The 21,002-nt window shown below is 55.7% G+C and carries 15 protein-coding genes; 5 read left to right on the top strand and 10 right to left on the bottom strand.

The window, feature by feature from the left end:
* Nucleotides 1-67 precede the first annotated feature (67 nt).
* Both VFU50_06285 and ald read left to right on the top strand, forming a co-directional pair.
* On the top strand, nt 68-1,561 hold the full coding sequence (locus tag VFU50_06285) for an aldehyde dehydrogenase family protein (GenBank protein ID HEU5232448.1): 1,494 nt from the start codon (nt 68-70) through the stop codon (nt 1,559-1,561).
* Between the two features lie 134 nt (nt 1,562-1,695).
* Nucleotides 1,696-2,811, top strand: coding sequence for an alanine dehydrogenase (gene ald, locus VFU50_06290; protein HEU5232449.1), 1,116 nt, complete (start codon nt 1,696-1,698; stop codon nt 2,809-2,811).
* Between the two features lie 56 nt (nt 2,812-2,867).
* On the opposite strand, the gene VFU50_06295 is transcribed toward ald, so the two are convergent.
* The 8 genes from VFU50_06295 to VFU50_06330 all read right to left on the bottom strand — a co-directional run bounded on the left by VFU50_06295 (nt 2,868) and on the right by VFU50_06330 (nt 11,772).
* Nucleotides 2,868-3,530: a zinc ribbon domain-containing protein gene (locus VFU50_06295; protein ID HEU5232450.1), complete on the bottom strand. Its 663-nt coding sequence runs from the start codon at nt 3,528-3,530 to the stop codon at nt 2,868-2,870.
* A gap of 64 nt (nt 3,531-3,594) precedes the next feature.
* The gene (gene selB, locus VFU50_06300; protein HEU5232451.1) at nt 3,595-5,502 is read right to left on the bottom strand and encodes a selenocysteine-specific translation elongation factor; all 1,908 of its coding nucleotides are present in this window, start codon (nt 5,500-5,502) and stop codon (nt 3,595-3,597) included.
* Nucleotides 5,503-5,543: 41 nt separating this feature from the next.
* Nucleotides 5,544-6,539 (bottom strand): Gfo/Idh/MocA family oxidoreductase, encoded by a 996-nt coding sequence (locus VFU50_06305; GenBank protein HEU5232452.1) that lies wholly within the window; start codon nt 6,537-6,539, stop codon nt 5,544-5,546.
* A 115-nt stretch (nt 6,540-6,654) separates the two neighbouring features.
* Complete coding sequence (locus VFU50_06310) at nt 6,655-7,704, bottom strand: SurA N-terminal domain-containing protein (GenBank protein HEU5232453.1); 1,050 nt, start codon at nt 7,702-7,704, stop codon at nt 6,655-6,657.
* Between the two features lie 135 nt (nt 7,705-7,839).
* Nucleotides 7,840-8,817 carry a DsbA family protein gene (locus tag VFU50_06315; protein ID HEU5232454.1) on the bottom strand — a complete coding sequence of 326 codons (978 nt, stop codon included), beginning with the start codon at nt 8,815-8,817 and terminating at the stop codon, nt 7,840-7,842.
* Between the two features lie 116 nt (nt 8,818-8,933).
* A complete protein-coding gene (locus VFU50_06320) occupies nt 8,934-10,301 on the bottom strand; it encodes a sigma-54 dependent transcriptional regulator (protein HEU5232455.1) in 1,368 nt (455 codons plus the stop codon).
* A gap of 236 nt (nt 10,302-10,537) precedes the next feature.
* Nucleotides 10,538-11,083 (bottom strand): hypothetical protein, encoded by a 546-nt coding sequence (locus VFU50_06325; protein HEU5232456.1) that lies wholly within the window; start codon nt 11,081-11,083, stop codon nt 10,538-10,540.
* Complete coding sequence (locus VFU50_06330; GenBank protein ID HEU5232457.1) at nt 11,080-11,772, bottom strand: hypothetical protein; 693 nt, start codon at nt 11,770-11,772, stop codon at nt 11,080-11,082. The genes VFU50_06325 and VFU50_06330 overlap by 4 nt, the downstream gene beginning before the upstream one ends.
* Before the next feature lie 324 nt (nt 11,773-12,096).
* Here VFU50_06330 and VFU50_06335 point away from each other — a divergent pair, with 324 nt between their 5' ends.
* On the top strand, nt 12,097-12,495 hold the full coding sequence (locus VFU50_06335) for a hypothetical protein (protein ID HEU5232458.1): 399 nt from the start codon (nt 12,097-12,099) through the stop codon (nt 12,493-12,495).
* Here the strand turns inward: VFU50_06335 and VFU50_06340 are convergent.
* Both VFU50_06340 and VFU50_06345 read right to left on the bottom strand, forming a co-directional pair.
* Complete coding sequence (locus VFU50_06340; GenBank protein HEU5232459.1) at nt 12,437-13,228, bottom strand: helix-turn-helix transcriptional regulator; 792 nt, start codon at nt 13,226-13,228, stop codon at nt 12,437-12,439. The two genes, VFU50_06335 and VFU50_06340, sit on opposite strands and share 59 nt — an antisense overlap.
* Nucleotides 13,229-13,514: 286 nt before the next feature.
* Nucleotides 13,515-16,772 carry a carboxypeptidase regulatory-like domain-containing protein gene (locus VFU50_06345; GenBank protein HEU5232460.1) on the bottom strand — a complete coding sequence of 1,086 codons (3,258 nt, stop codon included), beginning with the start codon at nt 16,770-16,772 and terminating at the stop codon, nt 13,515-13,517.
* Between the two features lie 446 nt (nt 16,773-17,218).
* Between VFU50_06345 and VFU50_06350 the strand changes: the two genes are divergently transcribed.
* On the top strand, nt 17,219-19,276 hold the full coding sequence (locus tag VFU50_06350; GenBank protein ID HEU5232461.1) for a M13 family metallopeptidase: 2,058 nt from the start codon (nt 17,219-17,221) through the stop codon (nt 19,274-19,276).
* 237 nt (nt 19,277-19,513) lie between these two features.
* Nucleotides 19,514-20,944 carry a glycosyltransferase family 39 protein gene (locus VFU50_06355; protein HEU5232462.1) on the top strand — a complete coding sequence of 477 codons (1,431 nt, stop codon included), beginning with the start codon at nt 19,514-19,516 and terminating at the stop codon, nt 20,942-20,944.
* Nucleotides 20,945-21,002 lie beyond the last annotated feature (58 nt).

Below are 21,002 nucleotides of genomic sequence, written 5' to 3' on the forward strand. Positions count from 1 at the left end.
AGGTTTCCGGAAGTCCCTTCTGTTACGATAAGAGGTTTTGCACTGTCTTCCAGGAACTCCTATCTAAATGGCTGCGAAAGTTTATAAGAACCTCGTCGGAGGCGAATGGGTCGAGTCGCGCTCCGGCAGAACCTTTGAAAACCAAAATCCCGCGAACACCAAAGATGTAGTCGGTATTTTTCCGCGTTCCAATCAGGACGACGTAAATGCCGCTGTCGAAGCTGCAAAGAAAGCCTTCGAACGTTGGCGGCTAACACCTGCTCCGCGCCGAGGCGAGATCATTTATCGATGCGCGCAAATTCTCGAGGAACGAAAAGAAGACTACGCGCGCGACATGACGCGCGAAATGGGCAAGATCCTGAAGGAAACCCGCGGCGATGTTCAAGAGGCCATCGATACAGCTTTCTACATGGCCGGCGAAGGACGCCGACTCGACGGGCACACAGTTCCTTCAGAGCTTCCCAACAAGTTCGCCATGGCCATGCGCGTTCCGCTGGGCGTGGTCGGCATGATTACGCCGTGGAATTTCCCCATGGCGATTCCCTCGTGGAAGATCTTTCCGGCGATCGTCTGCGGCAACACGTGCGTCATTAAACCTGCGGAAGACACTCCGCTCTCGACGGTGAACCTGGTTCGAGCGCTTATGGATGCAGGCTTGCCGCCGGGAGTGGTGAACATCGTTCATGGCTTCGGTCCCGAAGCGGGAGCACCAATGCTCGACCATCCCGGCGTTCGCGCGATTTCGTTTACTGGATCAAGCGAAGTAGGCCGTCTCGTCGGCGAAGCTGCTGCCCGAAACTTCAAGCCATGCTCGCTCGAGATGGGAGGCAAGAACGCCATCATCGTCCTGAATGATGCCAATGTGGATCTCGCAATCGATGGCGCGCTTTGGGGCGGATTCGGCACTGCCGGACAACGCTGCACCGCGGCTAGTCGCGTCATCGTGCAGAAAGGCGTATACAACCAGTTCGCCGACAAATTCGTAGCGCGCGCGCGCGCGCTCAAAGTCGGACCTGGCATCGACGAACAGAACGACATGGGTCCGCAAATCAATCAGCAGCAGATTGAGACTACGCGGAAGTATGTTGACATCGGAAAGGGCGAAGGTGCAAAGCTGCTGGCTGGAGGCAATCGACTCGCCTCAAGCGGACTGAGTGACGGCTACTTCTTCGAACCCACCATCTTCGGCGATGCCCATGGAAACATGCGCATTGCGCAGGAAGAAATTTTTGGTCCGGTCGTCTCCATAATTCCTGCTGAGAGTCTCGAAGACGCGCTCGAAGTCTCCAACAGCGTGGCCTATGGACTTTCTTCGGCTGTTTACACACGCGATGTGAACCGCGCATTCAAAGCGATGCGTGATCTTCAGACCGGCATAACCTATATCAATGCTCCCACGATAGGTGCGGAAGTCCATCTGCCGTTCGGCGGGACAAAAGCTACAGGTAACGGACATCGCGAAGGCGGCATCGGCGCTATAGATTTCTACACGCAGTGGAAAGCGATTTATGTGGATTACTCCGATCGCCTGCAGCGTGCGCAGATCGATACGGGAGAGTGATAAAGAAAAAGCGTTTCAAGTTTCTGGTTTCGAGTTTCGGCAAAGCCCAGTCCGAACTATTGCGGTGACGGAGCTTGTCCGAAACTTGAAACCTGAAACTCGAAACGCTTTCCCAGAATTTTTGAGGCGAACATATGATTATTGGCGTGCCAAAAGAGGTTAAAGATCACGAAGCGAGAGTAGGCATTGTCCCCTCCGGCGTGAAGGCGCTGGTCGAGGCGCGGCATCAGGTGCTGGTCGAAACCAAGGCTGGTGAACTGTCGTCAATGCTGGACAGCGAATACCGGCAGGCTGGAGCGGAGATCGTCGGCTCAGCGGCGGAAGTCTGGAAGCGCGCTGACATGGTCGTAAAAGTGAAGGAACCGATTGAGAAGGAGATTCCGTTCTTTCGAGAAGGCCTTGTTCTCTTCACTTACCTGCATCTCGCTCCCATTCCCGATTTGACCGATCAGTTGTTGAGGAAGAAAGTCATCGGCATTGCCTACGAAACGGTGACGGACCGAAATGGGACTCTTCCGCTACTTACGCCAATGTCAGAAGTCGCTGGACGTATGTCCATCCAGGTGGGCGCCAGCTATCTGGAGCATGAAAAAGGCGGGCGCGGCATTCTGCTCGGCGGCGTCCCCGGAGTTGCGCCGGCAAAAGTCACGATCATCGGCGGCGGCATTGTCGGTATCAACGCCGCAAAGATCGCATTAGGAATGGGAGCGGACACCACCATCATCGACATCAATCTCAATCGCCTGCGCGAACTCGACGACATATTCAATGGGCGCGTTCGCACATTGGCGTCGAACTCGTACACCATCGGCAAATCATGCGAGCAAGCTGACCTGGTAATTGGCGGCGTTCTCATTCCGGGTGCCGCCGCTCCCAAATTGGTCACGCGGGAGATGGTGAGTCACATGAAGCGCGGGGCAGTGGTCGTCGACGTCGCCATCGATCAGGGCGGCTGTATCGAGACCGCCAAGCCCACGACCCATAGCAATCCCGCTTATACCGTCGACGGCGTAGTTCACTACTGCGTCACCAACATGCCGGGCGCCGTGCCGCATACATCGACGCTGGCGCTGACCAATGCGACGTTTCCCTATGTGCTGAAACTCGCGAACATGGGCGCGGAAGCCGCCATTAAATCCGACGCCGGAATTCGCGAGGGTGTGAATACCTTCGAGGGACATCTCACGTATTCGGCTGTGGCCGAATCTCAGAAGAAGCCATGGAAAGCAGTCAAGGATCTAGTGGCTTAACGTAGAGGCGGGCGCCGCCTGGGCTCTCCTGCCGTCTGAACGGTAATTGCATGGTGTTATCTCATTCTTTGTCGGCCAAACGCTGCCCCGAAGATTCCTCCGGCGCAGGATAGCAGCAGGAAGAGCAGGAACATTACAAACAGCACGCTGATGATTATGGTTGTGATGCCTTCGGGAGTCTGCAGCAGTTGAGTGAGCGCCTGCGCTCCTGAAGGATTCGACGCAGCCGCTTGCTCGATCTGCGCTTTGAGCAAACTCCTAAGCTGATCTCCATTTTTCAACGCGATTACTTCCACAGCAAAGACGACCGACAGAAGCGCAGCAACGTAAATAAATCCGATTACTCCAGCCAGGGCGCCCAGTTTCGCGCCTGTTGCGGCTGGGACAAGCACAGCTGCAGTCCGGCGTCGATACAAGCTCACGCAAATCCACCCGCCGACCAGCATCCATAGGGGAAGCACCATGTTCAGCGGCGGAATCAAGGCACCGAAGGCCATCAGCAACGCGGCGATCGCGGCAGCTTTCCTGCCCTGCGTCCAATTCACGGAGCCCGGCTGTGCAGGAGTAAAAACGCGATTCGCGGCTGATTCGGTTCCGCTTGCGGCTGCAGTTGCCGTTGTAAGCGTCTCCGGAACGCGAACCTGCGGTGCGCCGCACTGGTTGCAAAACGCCGCGCCTTCACTCAGGACAGCTCCGCAGCGATGGCAGATATGCTCCACTGGTCGAACTTAAATCACCTGAGAGCAGCGTGCAACCCGCATTGCGGCACGGATGACACGAGGGCTAGAGTATCTCGCGGACATCTCCCACTCTTCGCGTCACCCGCTCGCGATCAAGGTACTCAAGCAGTGGAATCGCGTGCTTTCGAGTGACGCCGGCAAGGTCCTTGAACCGGCTAACGTCAATTCTTGGCGTCTTATTTTTCTCTGCAGAAACCAAGTGGCGTAGCTGCTCAAGCGCGGTGCGATGGAAGACGAGCTCGTCGCCGAGCTTCACCAATACGCCTTCGCGCAAAAGCAACGTCATGATCTTCTGACTGCGCGCACGGTCAATCGATAGCGAGGCCAGGACGTCTTTGAGAAGAGGTACCTTCAACCCGGCCGAGGAAAATGCCTCTTCGATCGCCTTGCGGGCGCGCTCCTCGTCGCCGCTCATTGTGACGCCTCGTCCGGCAAGCCGGATTTGCTCACCTTGAGCTTCGATCTTTTTCCCGGCCGTGAGCTGATTGATCAGGAATGTGAACAACTGATCGCTGAGGCCAAGGCGCTCACGCAAAGCTTCTTTGCTGATGCCCGCGACCAGCGGATTTGTTTTGTGAAATTCCTCCAGCAGGGCAAGAATCGTTTTTGCAGCTTTCAGAGCCGCCGATTTCGCGACCAGCAGCTCGCCAGCCGCAAGAATTCGACCGCTTTCAATAAGGGTTCTTATGTCCTTCTTGATTGAGGCCGGAGTACGGCCGAGCTCCTTGACGGCATCTGCGGGCGTTAGTCCGTCTGAGCCGCGCCGGTCGATTCGCAGCGCCAGGGCCTCGGCGGAACCGGCGCTTTCAAGAGTACTGAGGAACTCGCTAACATCGGTTGTCCTCTTAGTTCTGTGCCGAATTGGGAAAGAATCGAGAACAACTCCGCCTCCGATTGTGACGACCGGCGAGAATTGGCGAATGATGAACCGGTCACCTGGAGTGACGACCAAGGAATCCGCAGGGCGGAGTTGTGCCAGGCCAGTCTTGCCCGGTTGCAGCTCTTTCGCTTGCAGAAGCCTGACTTGCGCAACCGTTTCGGATGCGAAGGAGTGCAGATGAACACGCGCCAAATGCTTCAGAGGCTTCGCGTCTGCCAGTAACTGCAGACGTACGTCGATGCTGCGCGTCGCCTCCAGTGTTCCGGGTTGAGTCAGCATCATCCCACGCGCGATCTCTTCTGTCGTCACGTTCGCAAGATTAATCGCGGTGCGTTCGCCGGCACGCGCCTGATCGGTAGTGGCTCCGTGCACCTGGATTCCGCGCACACGCACGCGTTTTCTCGCGGGATGCAGCTCAAGTTCCTCATCGCGTCGTATCGAGCCGCCAATCAGTGTGCCCGTAACTACTGTTCCGAATCCCTTCATGACGAACGCGCGATCGATTGGAAGACGCGTGAGCGTGGTTGAGTCCTTGACCGTGACTTCACCTGCGACTCGCGCGAGCTCCTGCTTCAGTTGCTCCATACCATCAGCGCGAACCGCGCTTACGGCGACAATCGGAGTGCGCGCCGGATCGAGAAACGATCCGCGCAAAAAGTCTTCGACTTCAAGGCGAACCACTTCCAATGTGTCCTCGTCAACGGCATCGTACTTTGTGAGCGCAACGATCCCCCGCGGAATATTCAGCAGACGGCAGATCTCAAAATGTTCGCGCGTCTGCGGCTTGACCCCTTCATCGGCAGCAATTACGAAGAGCACGACATCAATACCGCCCACGCCGGCTAGCATATTACGGACGAAACGCTCGTGACCTGGAACATCGACGAATCCAAGCCGGAGCCTTTCGCCTGAATCCAAACCAAGTTCCAGATTGGCAAAGCCCAGATCGATCGTGATCCCACGCCGCTTCTCTTCCTGAAGGCGGTCGGCATCGATGCCGGTGAGTGCTTTTACGAGCGTAGTTTTACCGTGATCGATATGTCCGGCGGTGCCAACGATGACAGATTTCATCTGGAATCAGTGTAAGGCGGGAAGACTGCAGTGCGCTGCTGCTAAAGCTGGACTCGCCGGCCGGTCCTGATGCTGGCGTATGCTGCATCGAGAATTCGCTGATTGATCAACCCCTCGCAGCCAGGAATTGGAAACGGGGTGCCCTTCTCAATTGCAAGAGCAAAGGCATCAACCTGATCGGAGTAGGTGCGGTCATTCGATACGCGCTCGGTCTTCAATTCGCCGCCGATAGCTTTTGTCTGGATATCGACTGCGTGGTCCACAGTGAGCGCATCTTCAGCCCCAACGATTCCGCCTTCGCAGGTGATCCACAGCGGAGTGCGATATTCCGCGCGCGTCGAGACAGTCACGTCGGCGATCGTCCCCTTTTTGAACTCGAGCACCAATGTTGCTGCGGCTTCAACGGCTCCGGATTCCTGATCATAGAGCGCTCTTCCGAACACCGAAGCGACCTCATCCTGAAAGATATAGCGCAGCGCATCAATGCAGTGCACAGCCACGTCGCCCACCGGACCACCGCATGCCAAGGTTGGATCCTTCAGCCATTTGCGCGGATGCTGGCGCATGAAGTAATGAAACTCGGAGCGGGCTAGCAGCGGCTTGCCGAACGTTCCTGCTGAGACAGCGTCGCGAATTCGATTCACGCTTGGTTCGAAACGAAAGTTCTGAGCTACGCCAAACAGCACTCCGGCTTTGTCCGCCGCCTCCACCATCTGCTCTGCTTCACGCGCATTCATCGCCAATGGTTTTTCGCAGAGTACGGGTTTGCCGTGACGAATAGCAATGAGCACGTGTTCCAGGTGCAAGGCATCTGGCGAGGCGACAAAGATGGCGTCGATGTCCTGCGAAGCACAAAGCGAGTCGGGCGTTTCGTAAGTTTTAAGGGGGAGCTTGGGATATTCGCGAATGGCCTGCTTTGCTTTCTGCGGATCGCGCCGCCAAAGGCCTGTAACCGTGCAGTGCCTCGCGTCAGCAAAGCCCGGCATCAGGCGACGCACAGCATGAAGACCGAAGCCAAGAATTCCAAATCGGATCATAGCGAAACCAGAACGGCGAACACGAAGGTCACGATGGCAACACAAGAGGTCACAAAGAATTTCTCTGTGACCTCCTCCTTTGTCTTCGTGACCTTCGTGTTCGCCGTGCCGTGCCTCACTTCACGTTCTTCAGCAATTCTTCGGCGTAGTAATTTTCAATTTTTGACTCGTTATGCACTACGTCGTAGTACGCAGATTTGAGAAGCTGTTCGCGGCTGTCGCGAAGTTGCTCGCGAATGAATTGCTGCACACGCGGATCGTTCAGCTCACGTTGTCCTGCCGGCTCTTTCGAGATTAGCCGCACGATGCTGTATCCGATCACCTTCTTGGTATTGGGATCGACCACCGGCAGGGGATGGCTGATCTCGCCAGGTTTCAATTTAGAAACCGCCGCGTAGATTTCTGGATTGGTACGCAGTTGCGATTCCGAGATCATGCCCATATCGCCTCCGTTACCTGCGGTGTCCGGCTGCTCGGAGTAGTTCATCGCGACCTGGGCGAAATCATCTCCGCTCTCCAGACGATTCTCGATCATCTGGATCTTCTTGCGCGCCTCGGCTTCGTTCTGGGCTTTGTCGTTCTTGAGATTGCTTACCTGCTGCGCCGGCTGCGAACTGACGACGATCTGCGCAAGGTGATAGCGCGGCTCGATCAGATTGAACTGCGCTTTGTTCTCGTTGTAGAAGTCCGTGATTTCCTTGTCGGTAATGTTGATTTTCGATGTGATCTCTTTGTTAAGAACCTTGTCAATGGTGAGGTTTCGTCGCAGGTCGCGTTTGAGGTCGTCGAGCGTCATATGACTGTCTTTCATCTTCTGCTCGAACTGTTCCTGCGTGTACGGCGCTTTGAGTTCGTTCAGCTTGCGATCGACTTCATCGTCGGTGGCGACCAGGTTGAGCTTCTCCGCACGCTGCATCATGATCTCCTGATCGATGAGCTGCTTCAGGATGTTCAGGCGCAGACTCTCTTCTTGCTCGCCCGTTGGTTTTTGCGGAGCGCCCGCCGATTGATTTTCGTAATACTTCTCGACCTCGGCACGGCTAATCGGATGGCCGTTCACTTTGGCCATCACATCGGCGCCATGACTTCCGCGCGAGCAACCGCTCACAAGCGCGCAGGTTGCCAGCAGTAATGTTGGGAAAAGATAAGCGCGAACCGAATTCAAACAAGAGCTCCCGAGAGCATGTGCAATGGGACGGACGAAGGGATTGTACAGTACCGCGAGGAGCCGGACGCCCTCGCCGAGATTTTCACCGCTTTGACGCACTGGAGTAAATCCAAGAATCTTTGTTTCGTGACGTCAGTGTGGACGTTGACTCTCAGCCGTTTGCGGTCCATTTTGTCGCGAAGCCGCCGGAGCAGGCGATTGGGAAGCGGAAGCCTTAGGCGCAGGTGGCGGATTTTCGCCGGCATCCTTCAGAGCGCGGTCGATCACTGAACTTAATGCAGCCTCAGACACGACTCCCTCAATGCGCTCTCCGTTAACGAACATAGTGGGAGTGGCGCCGACGCCAAGCTTGTCTCCCTCCTTCATCGAGGCGCGCACAACAGTGTCATCCTGCTTCTTGATGCAGGCATCGAGACTCGCCGAGTCGAGCTTGTGCTTGGTACCAAGATCCCGCGTGAGTTGATCGATTCGTCCGTACTCCTGGTCAATATCACGCTTTTCGCCGTTAATTTCCTTTTGATTCGCGTGGATGTAATCAGCGAACTCCCAATAGGCATCGCCATTTTGAGCCGCAAGGCAATTAGCATCTACGGCCGCGTGCATGGCCCATGGATGAATCTCAACCAAAGGGTAGTCCTTGTAAATGATTTTGACCTGGCTGCCGTAGCTCTTCATCAGGTCGGGAAAGAGCGTCTGGTGCATCCGCGAGCAGAACGGACATTCAAAATCGTCGTAATTAACGATGGTCACCTTGGCATCCTTGTTTCCTCTTTCGGGACGGCCTTCGGTGTTGATCGTGTCCATCAGGTCTTTACTGATGTCGAGCTTCTCCCACTCAATCAGCGTCTTGTCATCTTTGGAAATGAGGAACTGATGCGTGCTGGTATGACTGCTGTTGGAGAGCGTTACAGGAACCATGTCATACCCGGGAATTTCGCTTGGGCTACGCTTGCCAACCGAGACTTCAAGTGACGACGGAAGCTGAAACGTGCTGCGCACCTTCTGCGCGATCCTGCGATTTAAGGCCGCCGCGTCGGTGCTTTTATTGGATTGGGCTGAGCAGCCCAGTGTGAATGCAAGCGCGCAAACAAGAGTGAGTCGGAATTTCAAGAACGTGAGTACCTCTGAGACTGGGGGTAGCTTGATTATCTCACGCGCTTTCTGCGATAAAAATTTCAGAGTAGCAGGATGTAGTTACTTTCGGTCTAACCCAGACGGGAATCAGCTTAGCTTGCTTCGGATGTATCGCCTTGCGCGAGGATATCGTACAGGTCCGTGAGACTGATCCTCAAAATCTCGGCAGCACGTCCAGCATTGCCGTGCACGGCCTGCAGTACTTCATGCACGTATTGTCGTTGTGCTTCGTGCAAAGACATCATCGTTGCTGCCGCCCCTGGGTCGGCCTTCAAAGCAACGGGGAAGTGGCCCACGTCGAGTACTTCGCCTTCGCTGCGTCTCACCGCTGCTGCGATCACTTCCTCCAATTCGCGAACGTTCCCCGGCCAGCGATGATGCATTAACAAATCCTGCGCACGCCGCGTGAGACCGGTGATCGGTTTGCCGTATTGATCTGCATACTCCTCGACAAAGTGGCGCTGCAGCAGCGGCAGGTCTTCCGCTCGTTCTCGGAGGCTGGGAAGCTTCAAGTGGAGCGGTGACAAACGATAATAGAGGTCTTCGCGGAACCGTCCGTCTGCCACGGCGGTGCACAGATCTTGTTCAGTCGTCGCGATCATCCGTACGTCGACTCGCCTCGGAGTCGTCGAGCCCAGCCGCTGAAGCTCGCCACTTTGAAGTACACGCAGAAGCTTCGACTGTAGAGATAGGGGCATTTCGTAGATGTGATCGAGGACAAGTGTCCCGCGATGGGCGCGCTCGAGCAGTCCGGATGCATCCTTCAGCAAACCGGGCAATGACCAATTTTCGGATCCAAAAAACTCTCTTTCGGCCGACGACTCTCGCAAACTGGCGCAGTTGGCGACCAGAAAGGGACCATCGTGAGCCGGCGAGAGCTTGTGCAGCGCGCGGGCGATAGTCTTCTTTCCTGTTCCGGGAGCACCATTTACCAGAGCGGTGCGGAAATGCGGAGCTACGCGCGCCACTTTGTTGAAGAGTTCCAGCATTCGAGGACTGCGCCCAACCATTCCCTGAAATCGAAAAGAGGCAGCGAGTTCGGCGTCGAGCTCGCTCGTTCGGCGGTTCTTCTCGGCGGCGTCGAGGGAGCGTTCAACACGCGCTCGAAGTTCCGTCACGGGAATTGGCTTGCCGAGAAAATCTGCCGCGCCCTTTTCGATAGCTTCAATGGCCAGCGAAGACGAATAGTCCCCGGACAGCAGAATGACTTCTATACGCGAATCAAATTCCGCAATTTGTTCGAGCACCTTCATCCCACTCGTGTCGCGCAGGTGCAGATCGAGAATGACGACCCGCGGATGATGCTGAACGAGCATTCTGATTCCGCTTTTGGCATCGGTCGCCACGAGGACATCGAGCGGCATGTCGCTGAAGATATCCGGCATCAGTTCAGCGACGTGCGGTTCGTCATCGATCACCAACAGCGCGATCTTTTGCGGCGGCTCTAGAACAAGGACCATAATGAGGCGCGACAGCGGGGGTGTAGGAAATCTATCACTTGACCAGGGGGCTTGTAATCCCCAGCAGGATAGAACCCGTACCGAAGGACATGACACGGATCACGCGGATTTTACGGATTGAACTGAGAGCCTGTCTGCTTTCTTACGCTCAGGTGAGCACGCCGCTCGATCAATTCTTACTTCACAAGTGTGATCTGTGAAATCCGTGCGATCCGTCTGGTGTTTTGGTTTCCGGTTCAGTACCAGAAATGCTCGACCACGGCGTGTTCCAAGTCGGGGAAGTTGGATTCGCAGAACAGGCTGAGGCGCGAACCAACCTGGTTGTAGAGGTCTGTGATGTGCCGCCAGGAGGGAATCTCGCAATTGATGAAATAGCAGATCCAGATCGCGAACAAGCCTCGCAGAAGAGCCATGCGTAATTCCATGGCAGACGATCGAATTTCGGAGCCGAACTCCACAAAGCTCGAATGTTGGCTCGTGGCAAGCACTTCACCATATGCAAGCAGCAATGATGAGTTGCGCAAAGCCGACAAATAGTAGGCGTGAACCGCCTTCAGGCGCAGATGTTTCAGGCGTAGGTAGTCCTTCCTGGATACGTTGGCGCGAAGGTAATGATCGTCGCTGTAAGAGGCCAGGTGACGAAAAGAAGCTGCGTTGACCGGTTCGAGGTGATCCAAAAGTTCCACGAGATTCGCCGGGTGACGAACTGCGCCAAGCAATAGCTTGACCAGCAGGACATTCGCAAGAATCAGCAGCAGGACCGCAACGATCGTGAAGGTCACTTACGCACCGCTCCTCTCATCGATTCAGCCCATTCCAGGAGCTCAGGGCGCACATCTGTAGCGACTGTTTCGGTCACAGGACTGCGGAGGAAGTAGAAGGCAAAGATGGCTATCGCGCCGTCGAAAGCTAGGGTTTCGATCCAGCTCGCAAGTATCGCCGGCTGAGAGAAAGTGCTTACCCAGGAGAGTCCCGTAAATACGATCAGATCAGCTGCCCCGAGCAAGCCGAGCCCGGCTGCGATTCCGCAGTGGGCGGCTCTCCATCGTATTCCGAGGATCAGCGTCGTTATCAAGACGAAGACGAAGAGTCCAACCTCGGTAAAACTGAGGATCAGTTCGGCTCGGGTGACCCTCTGGGGCCATGCCTGATCGCGCATGAACCCCAGGTTTAGAGCCACTCCAGTAAACCAAATTGCCGAGACGACAAACTCAAATCCATGGCGGCGGACCCCATCAAGCGAAGGGTATTTTTCAAGAAAGCGTACAAAAACTGTACGCAGGAGGAGCAGTATCAGAAGAACGCTGAGGAAGCTGGTAGTCCAATACGAATAGAAATACGCTTTGTAAGAAATCAACTTACATATAAACTCTATGACCAGCCTGAGGCATTGAAAGGAAGCATAGGCCCAGAAAATCGGATAAGAAGTATGCTGCTTCCTCCGGTACATGGCGACCGCGATAGCAGCCAAGACCGGAATGGGAAGCAGCCAAAACGCGTATAGAGCCAGTCGCATCTGCGCTGGCTAGGGTACCACTGAATTTACGGCAGAGCGAGCGGGTTATCGCCGATGACACATCCAGTCGGGTTGTCCGGGGGACAAATTGGCATTGGTCCTGGGTTGTCAGAGAGTTGCCGCGAGATTGGTGCCGTGAGGACGAGAGTTAGAACTACAAGACCGAGTTTTTTCACAGTGCGATACCTCCTTGTCGATATGCACGGTGATGGTCTTGCTTGGTAGTGATTTTTGGGTGATTTTGCTTTTGGTTTTACAAATTACATATTTGTAATTTTTATGATGAATCCGGTCGGCCACGAAGCTTCTCGGACGCTCTCCGCCATCCAAGGTCAGTTCGCGCGCCTTGCATACCTCGCCAGCCTTCAGCAGACCCCCGGAAACTATCGCCATTGGGGTCTGGCGCGTGAATTCGGCGACGAGGAAGTATCGCGCGCCTTCCACCATTCGCATCGCATGGTGCTGGAGACAGTGCTCCAGACGGATTTAGCCGAACTCCTTGGCGATCTTCAACTTGGAGCCGAGGAGGAGGGCCAGTCGCCGACAGAATTCGTGGAATACCTGCTTTCCACTCCTCTAGTGCGCACCTCGGAATGGCCCTCACATAGCCACGAGCACTTCAACTTTGTACTGGAATCGCTGAGGTCTCTCGCTCAGGCTCGCGCAAAGCGCTCTTGAGTTTCATTGCAATCCCTACAACGCGTCCAACTACTTCGATTTCATCGGGATAGCGGAAATTGCGCGCGGGCAATCCGGATAGCGCGTGCGGCTGTACCTGAATTTCACGGCTGCTGATCAGTGCACACCATCCACAGATGTAGCTGTCGTGGGTTTCGAGGAAATACACTGGCCGCTCAAAGTCCGAAACCCATGGCCCTGTCTCTATAGAAGTCAGCTTCGGATCCACTTGGACAAAGCTTCCGGGCAGAATCATCGGGTAAAGGGTATAGTCCTCTGTTCCCACGTAACCGTATGTATATTCACTATTTTGCAACGTGTGGAGCGCAGCGATCGGCCGCACGCCCCATTCCTGAATCATGCGCCGGATGTAACTGGTTTTCTTGTCATCGAACAGAGGATCAAGCCTGACAGGAAGTTCACAGGTTTCGACGCGGGCATTCTCTATCAGGTGAGTCTTGCGCACCGGAGCCACGGTGCTGATAGTCTGTCTCTCGATGCCATACCACTCCAGCAGCTCGCAAATACTGCGGCGATAGATAATGGCGAGCGCTTCGAGCTTGTAGATTCCCGGCAGGACGCCTTTGCTCTCAATATTTGACAGCCGGCTCTGCGCCACCCAATAGCGCATGTTGTCCCGGTCAGCTGCAAGGCGCAGACTGGCGTCCTCCACATCCTTCAGAGTAAATCCGAGCTTGTCGCGGAGCTTACGAAGTCGTTCTCCTGGTGTCATTAGTTGTCCCCTTCTTACGAAAATGAAAACTCCGATGACACGATACAGGCCCAAGACAAGACCAATCCACCGCAATGAAATTTCATTTTCGTAATTTTTTAATCTGTGGGGAGAACTCAACGTGGGGCCGGCCGCCCTCGGCCGGGTTTTGCGTGGCAGCACCTAAAGCAGGAGGAGACCGGAAATGCATCACAATCAACACCCGGGCGAGGGTACCCGGCTCCGCGCCATACGAAAACAAAAGGCCAGCCTTTCGGCTGGCCTTTATCGCGAGCGTGGATGCTGATTAGAACGTGTACTGCAACACGCCCTTGACGACGCGCTGCCCCTGACGTCCTTGCTGCAGGTTCAGGAAGCTGCCGGTGCCATCGAGCACGTTCATGTCAATTCCAGGCGTGTAGTCGTAGTTCGCGTGATTGAGCACGTTGTAGAACTCAGCACGCAGACGAAGCTCCTGCCCTTCCCACTTCGGCATCCTGATCGTGCGCGTGACTGCAGTGTTCAGGTTGTAGGAGCCTGGCTGGATGTAAGTATTGCGACCCACATTGCCCACTCCAGGAGCGACGATCCAGTGAACGTTGCTGGCAGTGGTCGGAGCGCCCGTGTCGTTGTTGTAGATGGTGCCCGGGGTGCCACCGACGAAGATTCCATCGATGCCCACAGAGGTGATCGGCGCAGTAACGTTGCCGAGGAAGGGGCGCCCGTTGGCGGTATTACCGTCGCCATTGGTGTCGATCCCCGCGACGGAAATCGTCGCCGGCTCACCCGACTGCAAGCTCAGCACGTTCGCGAACTCCCATCCATTGCTGAGCAGGCTCAGAGCGTGGGTGAACTGATTGCTATTCGAGTTGTATCCAGGAACCGAGTAAACGAAGCTCGTTACCCAGCGATGACGCGAGTCGAACGCCGAGAGTGCGCGCTCGCCTTTGCGTCCATCAGGGAAATACGGGCTCTGCGGAACGACCGTGAAGGTGCCGAGACCGTAATACACGTCGGAGCCGTTGTCGATTGCCTTGCTGAAGGTGTAAGCACTGCGGAATAGCAGCCCGCGAGCGAAGTGACGCTCCACTTCGGCACTCAAGCCGTTGTAGTGCGAGTCGCCGCTGTTATCGCGAACCGTGATCGGTCCACGTGCGGGATTCAGGCGCGGCAAGTATGCAAGCGCGCCAGATCCCAGTGCGTTCGGATCGTACCCGGCAAAGGCGTTGATCGTGTCGGACTCGAAGAGATGCTCGCCGCGAGTCCCCACGTATGCCAATGTCATGATCATCGATGCCGGCAGTTCGCGCTGTACGTCGAGGTTCCACTGATAGATCTTCGGGTTCTGCAGGTCCGAAGCCACCGAAGTCTGTCCAGCGAGCGGATTCAAAACGGGACTTTGCTGCGCGATCAACGTGCTCGCGTTGGCGAGTCCGCGTCCGCTGGTTCCGACGATGCTATCGGCAACCGCGTTCGGAGCGGAGGCCTGCACGTTGTCGAGCATCAGCGTGTAGAACGAGTCATAGAAGACGCCGAAGCCGCCGCGGAACACAGTTTTCTTCTCACCTAGAATGCCGGGCAAGAAGTTCGGGCTGTAAGTCACGCCAATGCGAGGACCGAAGTTGTTGGTGTCGTTCTTCACCATGACCTTATCGGTCAAGTTGTTGAACGGACCGTTCGCAAGATTAAACGCGGGATACGCTTCGTAATTTTCAGGATTGCCGGCGTACTCATAGCGCAGCCCGAGAGAGAGTGTCAAATTGGGACGAGCCTTCCATGTATCTTCGAGGAAGTAGCCCTGCTGCGTCATCTTGGGCGCCGCTACCGGGCTACCGAAGCTGATTGCGCCAAAGGTGCCGAGCCCTGTGAAGTCGTCGAGGAAGTTGCCGAACGGAGTGAATCCGCCGCCGGCATTGTAGGTTTCAGTTCCGAAGTAGTTGAACGGAATGTGATCGTTCACCAGCAGGTGCGCAACATCGGCGCCCAGCTTCCAGGTGTGGTTGCCGCGAGTGTAGGTGAATGCGTCCTGTTCCTGATAGGTCTGGTGACCGCGTCCCTGCGGCACGATTGGAGCAACACCGAGCAGGGACAGACGCGAGATGCCGTTGATGGTGATGCGAGGCTCGGTGTAGAGGGGGTTCTTCAAGCTGTCCGGCTCAGGAGCAAATTCGAAATCGAACTTGCCATAGGACGAACGGAATTCGTTTACCGCATTCGGGGTGAACGTGTGAGTCCACGATCCGCCGATGTTCTGCGAAGGTCCACCCTGATTCGTGTCAAAGCCAGGGAGTGAAGTCGGATTGTTGTAGAAGTCCGGGCTTACTTTGTTGTAGTCGTGCAGATAACGCACGGCGATCACGTTGCGCTCAGAGGCAACGTAATCAACCTTGAAGCTGTATTGTGTGTCTGGCTGCTGTTGCGGAGGAGGCGTGCGCTGCACCAGGCCGAATTCGATGTTCTGTCCGGCACCGTTGCTCTGCGTGTTCACGTTGAAGGTGTTGCCGCTGGCGCGCAGATTGCCGAAATACTGCAGCAACAGGTTGGCGTTTGCGCTTCCATACGCCTGAAGCTGCGATGCGCCCAAAGCTGTCGGGGCGGCGATCACGGCTGGCGTCGAGTTGCCGTAAAAGCGCTGCCACTCCGGAGTGAAGAAGAAGAACAGCTTGTTCTTCACCACGGGACCACCTACTGCGAATCCAAAAGTGTGCGTGTCGTAGCGAGCCTTGTCGTTCGAAGTCGCGCCGGCAAGTCCAGACTGCGCATCGACCGAATTCAGTCCGGAACCGCTGTAGTTGTCCCAAACTGAACCGTGAAAATTGTTGCTGCCGCTCTTGTAAATCACGTTGGTGACCGAAGCTCCACCGCGTCCGAATTCGGCCGAGTAGGAGTTCGTCAACACCGAGACTTCCTGAATAGCGTTCGGATTGATCGGCTGGAACGCCTGACCTTGCACGCCGTTGTCGTTGTTATCTTGACCGTCAATCAGGAAGTTGTTCGAGCGCGTGTTAAGCCCGTTCACGGAGAAGCCCGTTCCATTCGCGAAGTTGCGTCCAGTCTCGTTCACATCGGCAACGCCGGGAAGAGTCGTCGCCAGCGAGATTGGATTGAAGTTCTGAATGGGAAGGCTGGTGACTTCCTTGTTGCTGATGGTGTGTGTGATGGCTGCCGTCTGTGTCTCAACGCCGTTGTTCGTTGCTTCGACAGTGACAGACTCGCTCTTAACGCCAACTCGCAGCGTTGCATCCGCCGGCGTGATTACCGAACCACGAACTGCGACGTTGTCGAGGGTGAGCGTGTCAAATCCGTTGCTGCTCACGGTGATGGTGTAAGCGCCGAGGTCCATGGCGTCCATGCGGTACGCGCCGGTGGGTCCGGTGACAACGCTGCGCTTCAGTCCATTGTCTTTGTTAACGGCTGTAACCGATGCGCCCGGAATTGCGGCGCCGGTGGTGTCAGTAACGGTTCCCGCGATCATGCCTCGGCTCGTCTGTGCAAACGAGAGCATCGGAGCGATGAGGGATGCGGCCAGGAGCGATAAAAATACACTTCTAAAACGACGACTCATTTCGAGTGTTCTCCAAAAAATTGTTTGGCTCGTAAACGCTCGCGGGAGAGAAAACCTCGCACCTTGGGGGAGCGCGATCTTCCGCTTTCCTGATTCGCTGATTCTCGTAACCGAGTCGCTCAGCGAAAGGCATCCACCGACCTGCGCGAAGCCCTAGCGGAACTGCTTAGAGCGTGTCGGCTGGATTAAGCCAGTTGCATCGACCGTAACATCCGGGTCGCCACGGCCTCAATGATTCGGCAGCAGATTGGCAAACCGAAGTAATAAGAAAAAAACTTAGGTTAGGGACAGATCGTCTGAATCGAGGGACAGCTGTCTTGCATCGCGCGTGGACGAGACCGTCAGTCATGGAAAAATCAAGCAACTCGCATTCGCAGCCGCAAACACGCAGCTACCCGGCGGCGGTTCTTGCCTCCTGCTACACTCGTCTTTCTTCAAGGAGACCTATGCGTTCTCGCGTCCTTGTCATCGCTCTGCTTGCGTCCGTCGCCGTCGCACAAAGCGCGCCTCAATCGTCCGGATCGACTGCTCCAGAGAGTCATCTCCTCCACCTCAAAGGACTCGATCCGAACTTGATGGACAAGAGCATCGATCCATGTGTGGACTTCTACCAATACTCCTGTGGCGGATGGTTGAAGCAGAATCCGGTGCCACCGGATCAGAGCTCCTACGGACGCGATACCGAACTCGCCGAACGCAATCGCGTTATCCTTCGAGACATTCTCGAGAAAGCTTCGGTGAACGATCCGAAGCGGAGCGCGGTCGATCAGAAGATCGGCGACTTCTACTCGTCATGCATAGACGAATCGGCCATCGAGAAGAAGGGACTGGCTCCGCTGAAGCCGGAGCTCGATCGCATCGCAGCCATCAAGAACAAAGCAGACCTTGCTCCGCTTATTGCCGATCTTCACCTGAAGAATGTTGATGCTCTCTTCAGCTACGGCTCCGACCAGGACTTCAAGAATGCCAACGAGGAAATCGCCGAAGCCGATCAGGGAGGTCTCGGCCTGCCGGAGCGCGATTACTACACGCGCACCGGAGCGAAAGACGAAGAGATTCGCAAAGAATACGTGCAGCATGTGACCAATGTGTTCAAGCTGCTCGGGGAGTCGCCAACGCAAGCCGCAGCCGATGCGGCTACCGTCATGCGTATCGAAACCGATTTGGCCAAGGCTTCACTGAATGTCGTTGACCGCCGCGAGCCGTCGAACCTGTATCACCGCATGCCCGTGAAGGATTTGGAAGGAATGGATCCCGCCTTCAATTGGGCGGTTTATATGCGCGACGTAGGAACTCCTCCAATTCAGTCGCTGAACGTTGTAGTACCTCAATTCTTTAAAGGTCTTGAATCGGTACTGCAGAACGAGAGTCTCACCGACATCAAAACCTATCTTCGCTGGCAGACCGTTCATGCGTTTTCGCCAATGCTTCCTTCAGCATTTGTGAATGAGAATTTCAACTTCTACGGCAAGACTCTTCAAGGCGCAAAGGAACTCCAGCCGCGATGGAAGCGCTGCGTGCGCTACACCGATCGCAATCTAGGCGAAGCACTTGGGCAGGCATACGTCGATCGAACCTTCGGCGTGGAAGGTAAGACGCGCACATTGAGGATGGTCCATGACATCGAGAACGCGATGCAGAAAGATATCGAACAGCTTGACTGGATGACTCCGCAAACAAAACAGCGGGCACTCGAGAAACTGCACTCCGTCGTCAATAAAATCGGATACCCAGACAAATGGCGCGATTACTCGAAGTACGAGGTCGTTCGCGGCGATGCCCTCGGCAACTTCCAGCGGGGAGCAATCTTCGAGTCACATCGCCAGCTCGATGAAATCGGCAAGCCCGTCGATCGCGGCGAGTGGGGCATGACTCCGCCAACCGTGAACGCCTACTACAACCCGCAGATGAATGACATTAACTTTCCTGCGGGAATCCTGCAGCCTCCGTTCTACGACAGTACGATGGACGACGCGGTGAATTACGGAGATGCCGGTGGCGTAATCGGCCACGAGCTAACTCACGGGTTCGATGATGAAGGCCGCCAGTTCGACGCCAAAGGCGATCTCGAAGATTGGTGGACTCCGCAAGATGCGAAGCAGTTCGAGCAGCGCGTCGCTTGTGTGGTGGATGAGTACAACGGTTTCATCGCCACTGATGACGTTCATGTAAATGGCAAGCTCACCCTGGGAGAAAACGTCGCGGACCTCGGCGGTCTCAAGCTTGCCTGGATGGCTTACCTCTCGCATGAAGCCGGTCTCGATGAGAATCCAAAGCCGGTCGATGGCTTCACACCCGAGCAGCGCTTTTTCATCAGCTACGGACAAGGCTGGTGCGAAAACTACACTCCGCAAATTCTGCGCTTGATCGCGCAAACCAATCCACACTCGCCGGTGCAGTACCGAGTCAATGGCGTAGTGGTAAATCTGCCTGAATTCCGCAAGGCATTCTCCTGCAAAGTCGGAACACCGATGGCGCCGGAGAAAACGTGCACCGTGTGGTAAGGGAACCGCTGGCGGCAGCCGGGGTCCCCGACAGACGCCGATGTTGCGGCTGTTGGGGTGGTGGTAGCCAGTGTGGCGGAGATGGCCGAATGGCCAACTCCGAACGATACGAGAATCTTCTGTGGTTCGTGAAGAGCAGCTGCAACAATAGACGGCTGCAGACGGTCGCGGCCGGCTCCGTTTCTTGGTTGCAGATGCGGAAGGTAAGATAGCCTTCATCCACGCCCGATCAAACGAATGCTCTTACTCCTCCGCCGAAACAAGCTGTTCTTTATTTGTTTTACGGTGCTTGGATTCCTCCTGCGCGGCTATTTCCTGCATTGGCATTTTCTCTTTCAGGGAGACTCCCTCGTCTACGGTGATTTAGCCAAAACCTGGCTCATCCACGGTGTCTATGGAATCAGCGACAACCGCCAGATTCTCCCGGTGGATATCCGCATGCCTGGATATCCTGCATTTCTCGCCGCCTGCTTTCGACTGTTTGGCATCGAGCATTACGGAGCAGTAGTTCGTGTTCAGCTTGTCATCGATCTTGTCACCTGTTTTCTGATTGCTGCCGGTGCGCGGCGACTATGGTCCGACGGCGCAGCGAAGGTAGCCTTTGTGCTGGCAGCCCTGTGCCCTTTCACGGCGAACTATACGGCAACTCCTCTTCCGGAAACGCTTGCGACTTTTGGCGCGGCGGTTGTGCTCTTCTTTGCCTTGCGCGCAGTGCAAAGAATGAATGTCGTACCGCCTTGGGATGTAGCTCACAGTTTCGCGATAAGCGATTGGGTTATTTCCGGATTCGGAATTGCCTTCAGCATCTATTTGCGACCGGATGGAGGAGTGCTACTCGCCGCGACAGGCATTTACCTTTTGTATTTGGCTTTTCGGATGCATCAGGTCCAATATTTCTGGTCTGCCGTTCTGCTCGGGGTTGTGTCACTGCTGCCACTGCTGCCCTGGACGATTCGCAACTGGCGCACCCTGCATCAGGTCGAACCGCTGGCTCCGTTTTACGCACAGCTCCCGACCGAGTATGTGCCCAAGGGATTCGACCGCTGGTGCAAGACCTGGGTAGTCGATTTCATTTCGGTAATGGACGTGGAGTGGAATGTCTCGACCGAGGGTCTGGGTGATCCGATTGACCTCAATGACATACCCGCACGCGCGTACGACAACCCAGAACAAATGCGGCGTACCCAGGAGCTGATCACTGCATACAATCGCTCTCCCCAATTAACTCCGCAGATGGACGCCGAATTCGCTGCACTCGCGAGAGAACGAGTTCGGGAGCGCCCGCTCCGATACTATCTCGGCCTTCCACTTGCGAGAGTAGCCGACATATGGCTGCGTCCCAGAACGGAAATGCTCAATCTTGAACTCGACTGGTGGAACTGGCAGGACGTTCCCCTGGAATCGCTCAATTCCATAGCGCTCGCATTGCTCGACATTTTTTATTTGATAGCAGCACTTTTATCCGTTCGCCACCGGATGCCTGGCGTAGCGATCTTGTGGTTGTTTATTCTGTGCCGGTCGGTGCTACTTGCCACGCTGCCAAATCCGGAGCCAAGGTATACGCTCGAATGCTTTCCCGCAGTGCTGGTGCTTGCCGGCGCAGGCCTGGTGAGGCGCGTTTCACCACGCAGGCACGGAGTACGTGGAGAATGGCAGGAAGTGTCTTGAGGCGCGACTTGATTCTTAGTGAAGGCTCGGTTTCCGAATTTTCGCGCCATTCAGACTT

The organism is Terriglobales bacterium (genome assembly GCA_035764005.1).
Lineage (GTDB): Bacteria > Acidobacteriota > Terriglobia > Terriglobales > Acidobacteriaceae > Gp1-AA112.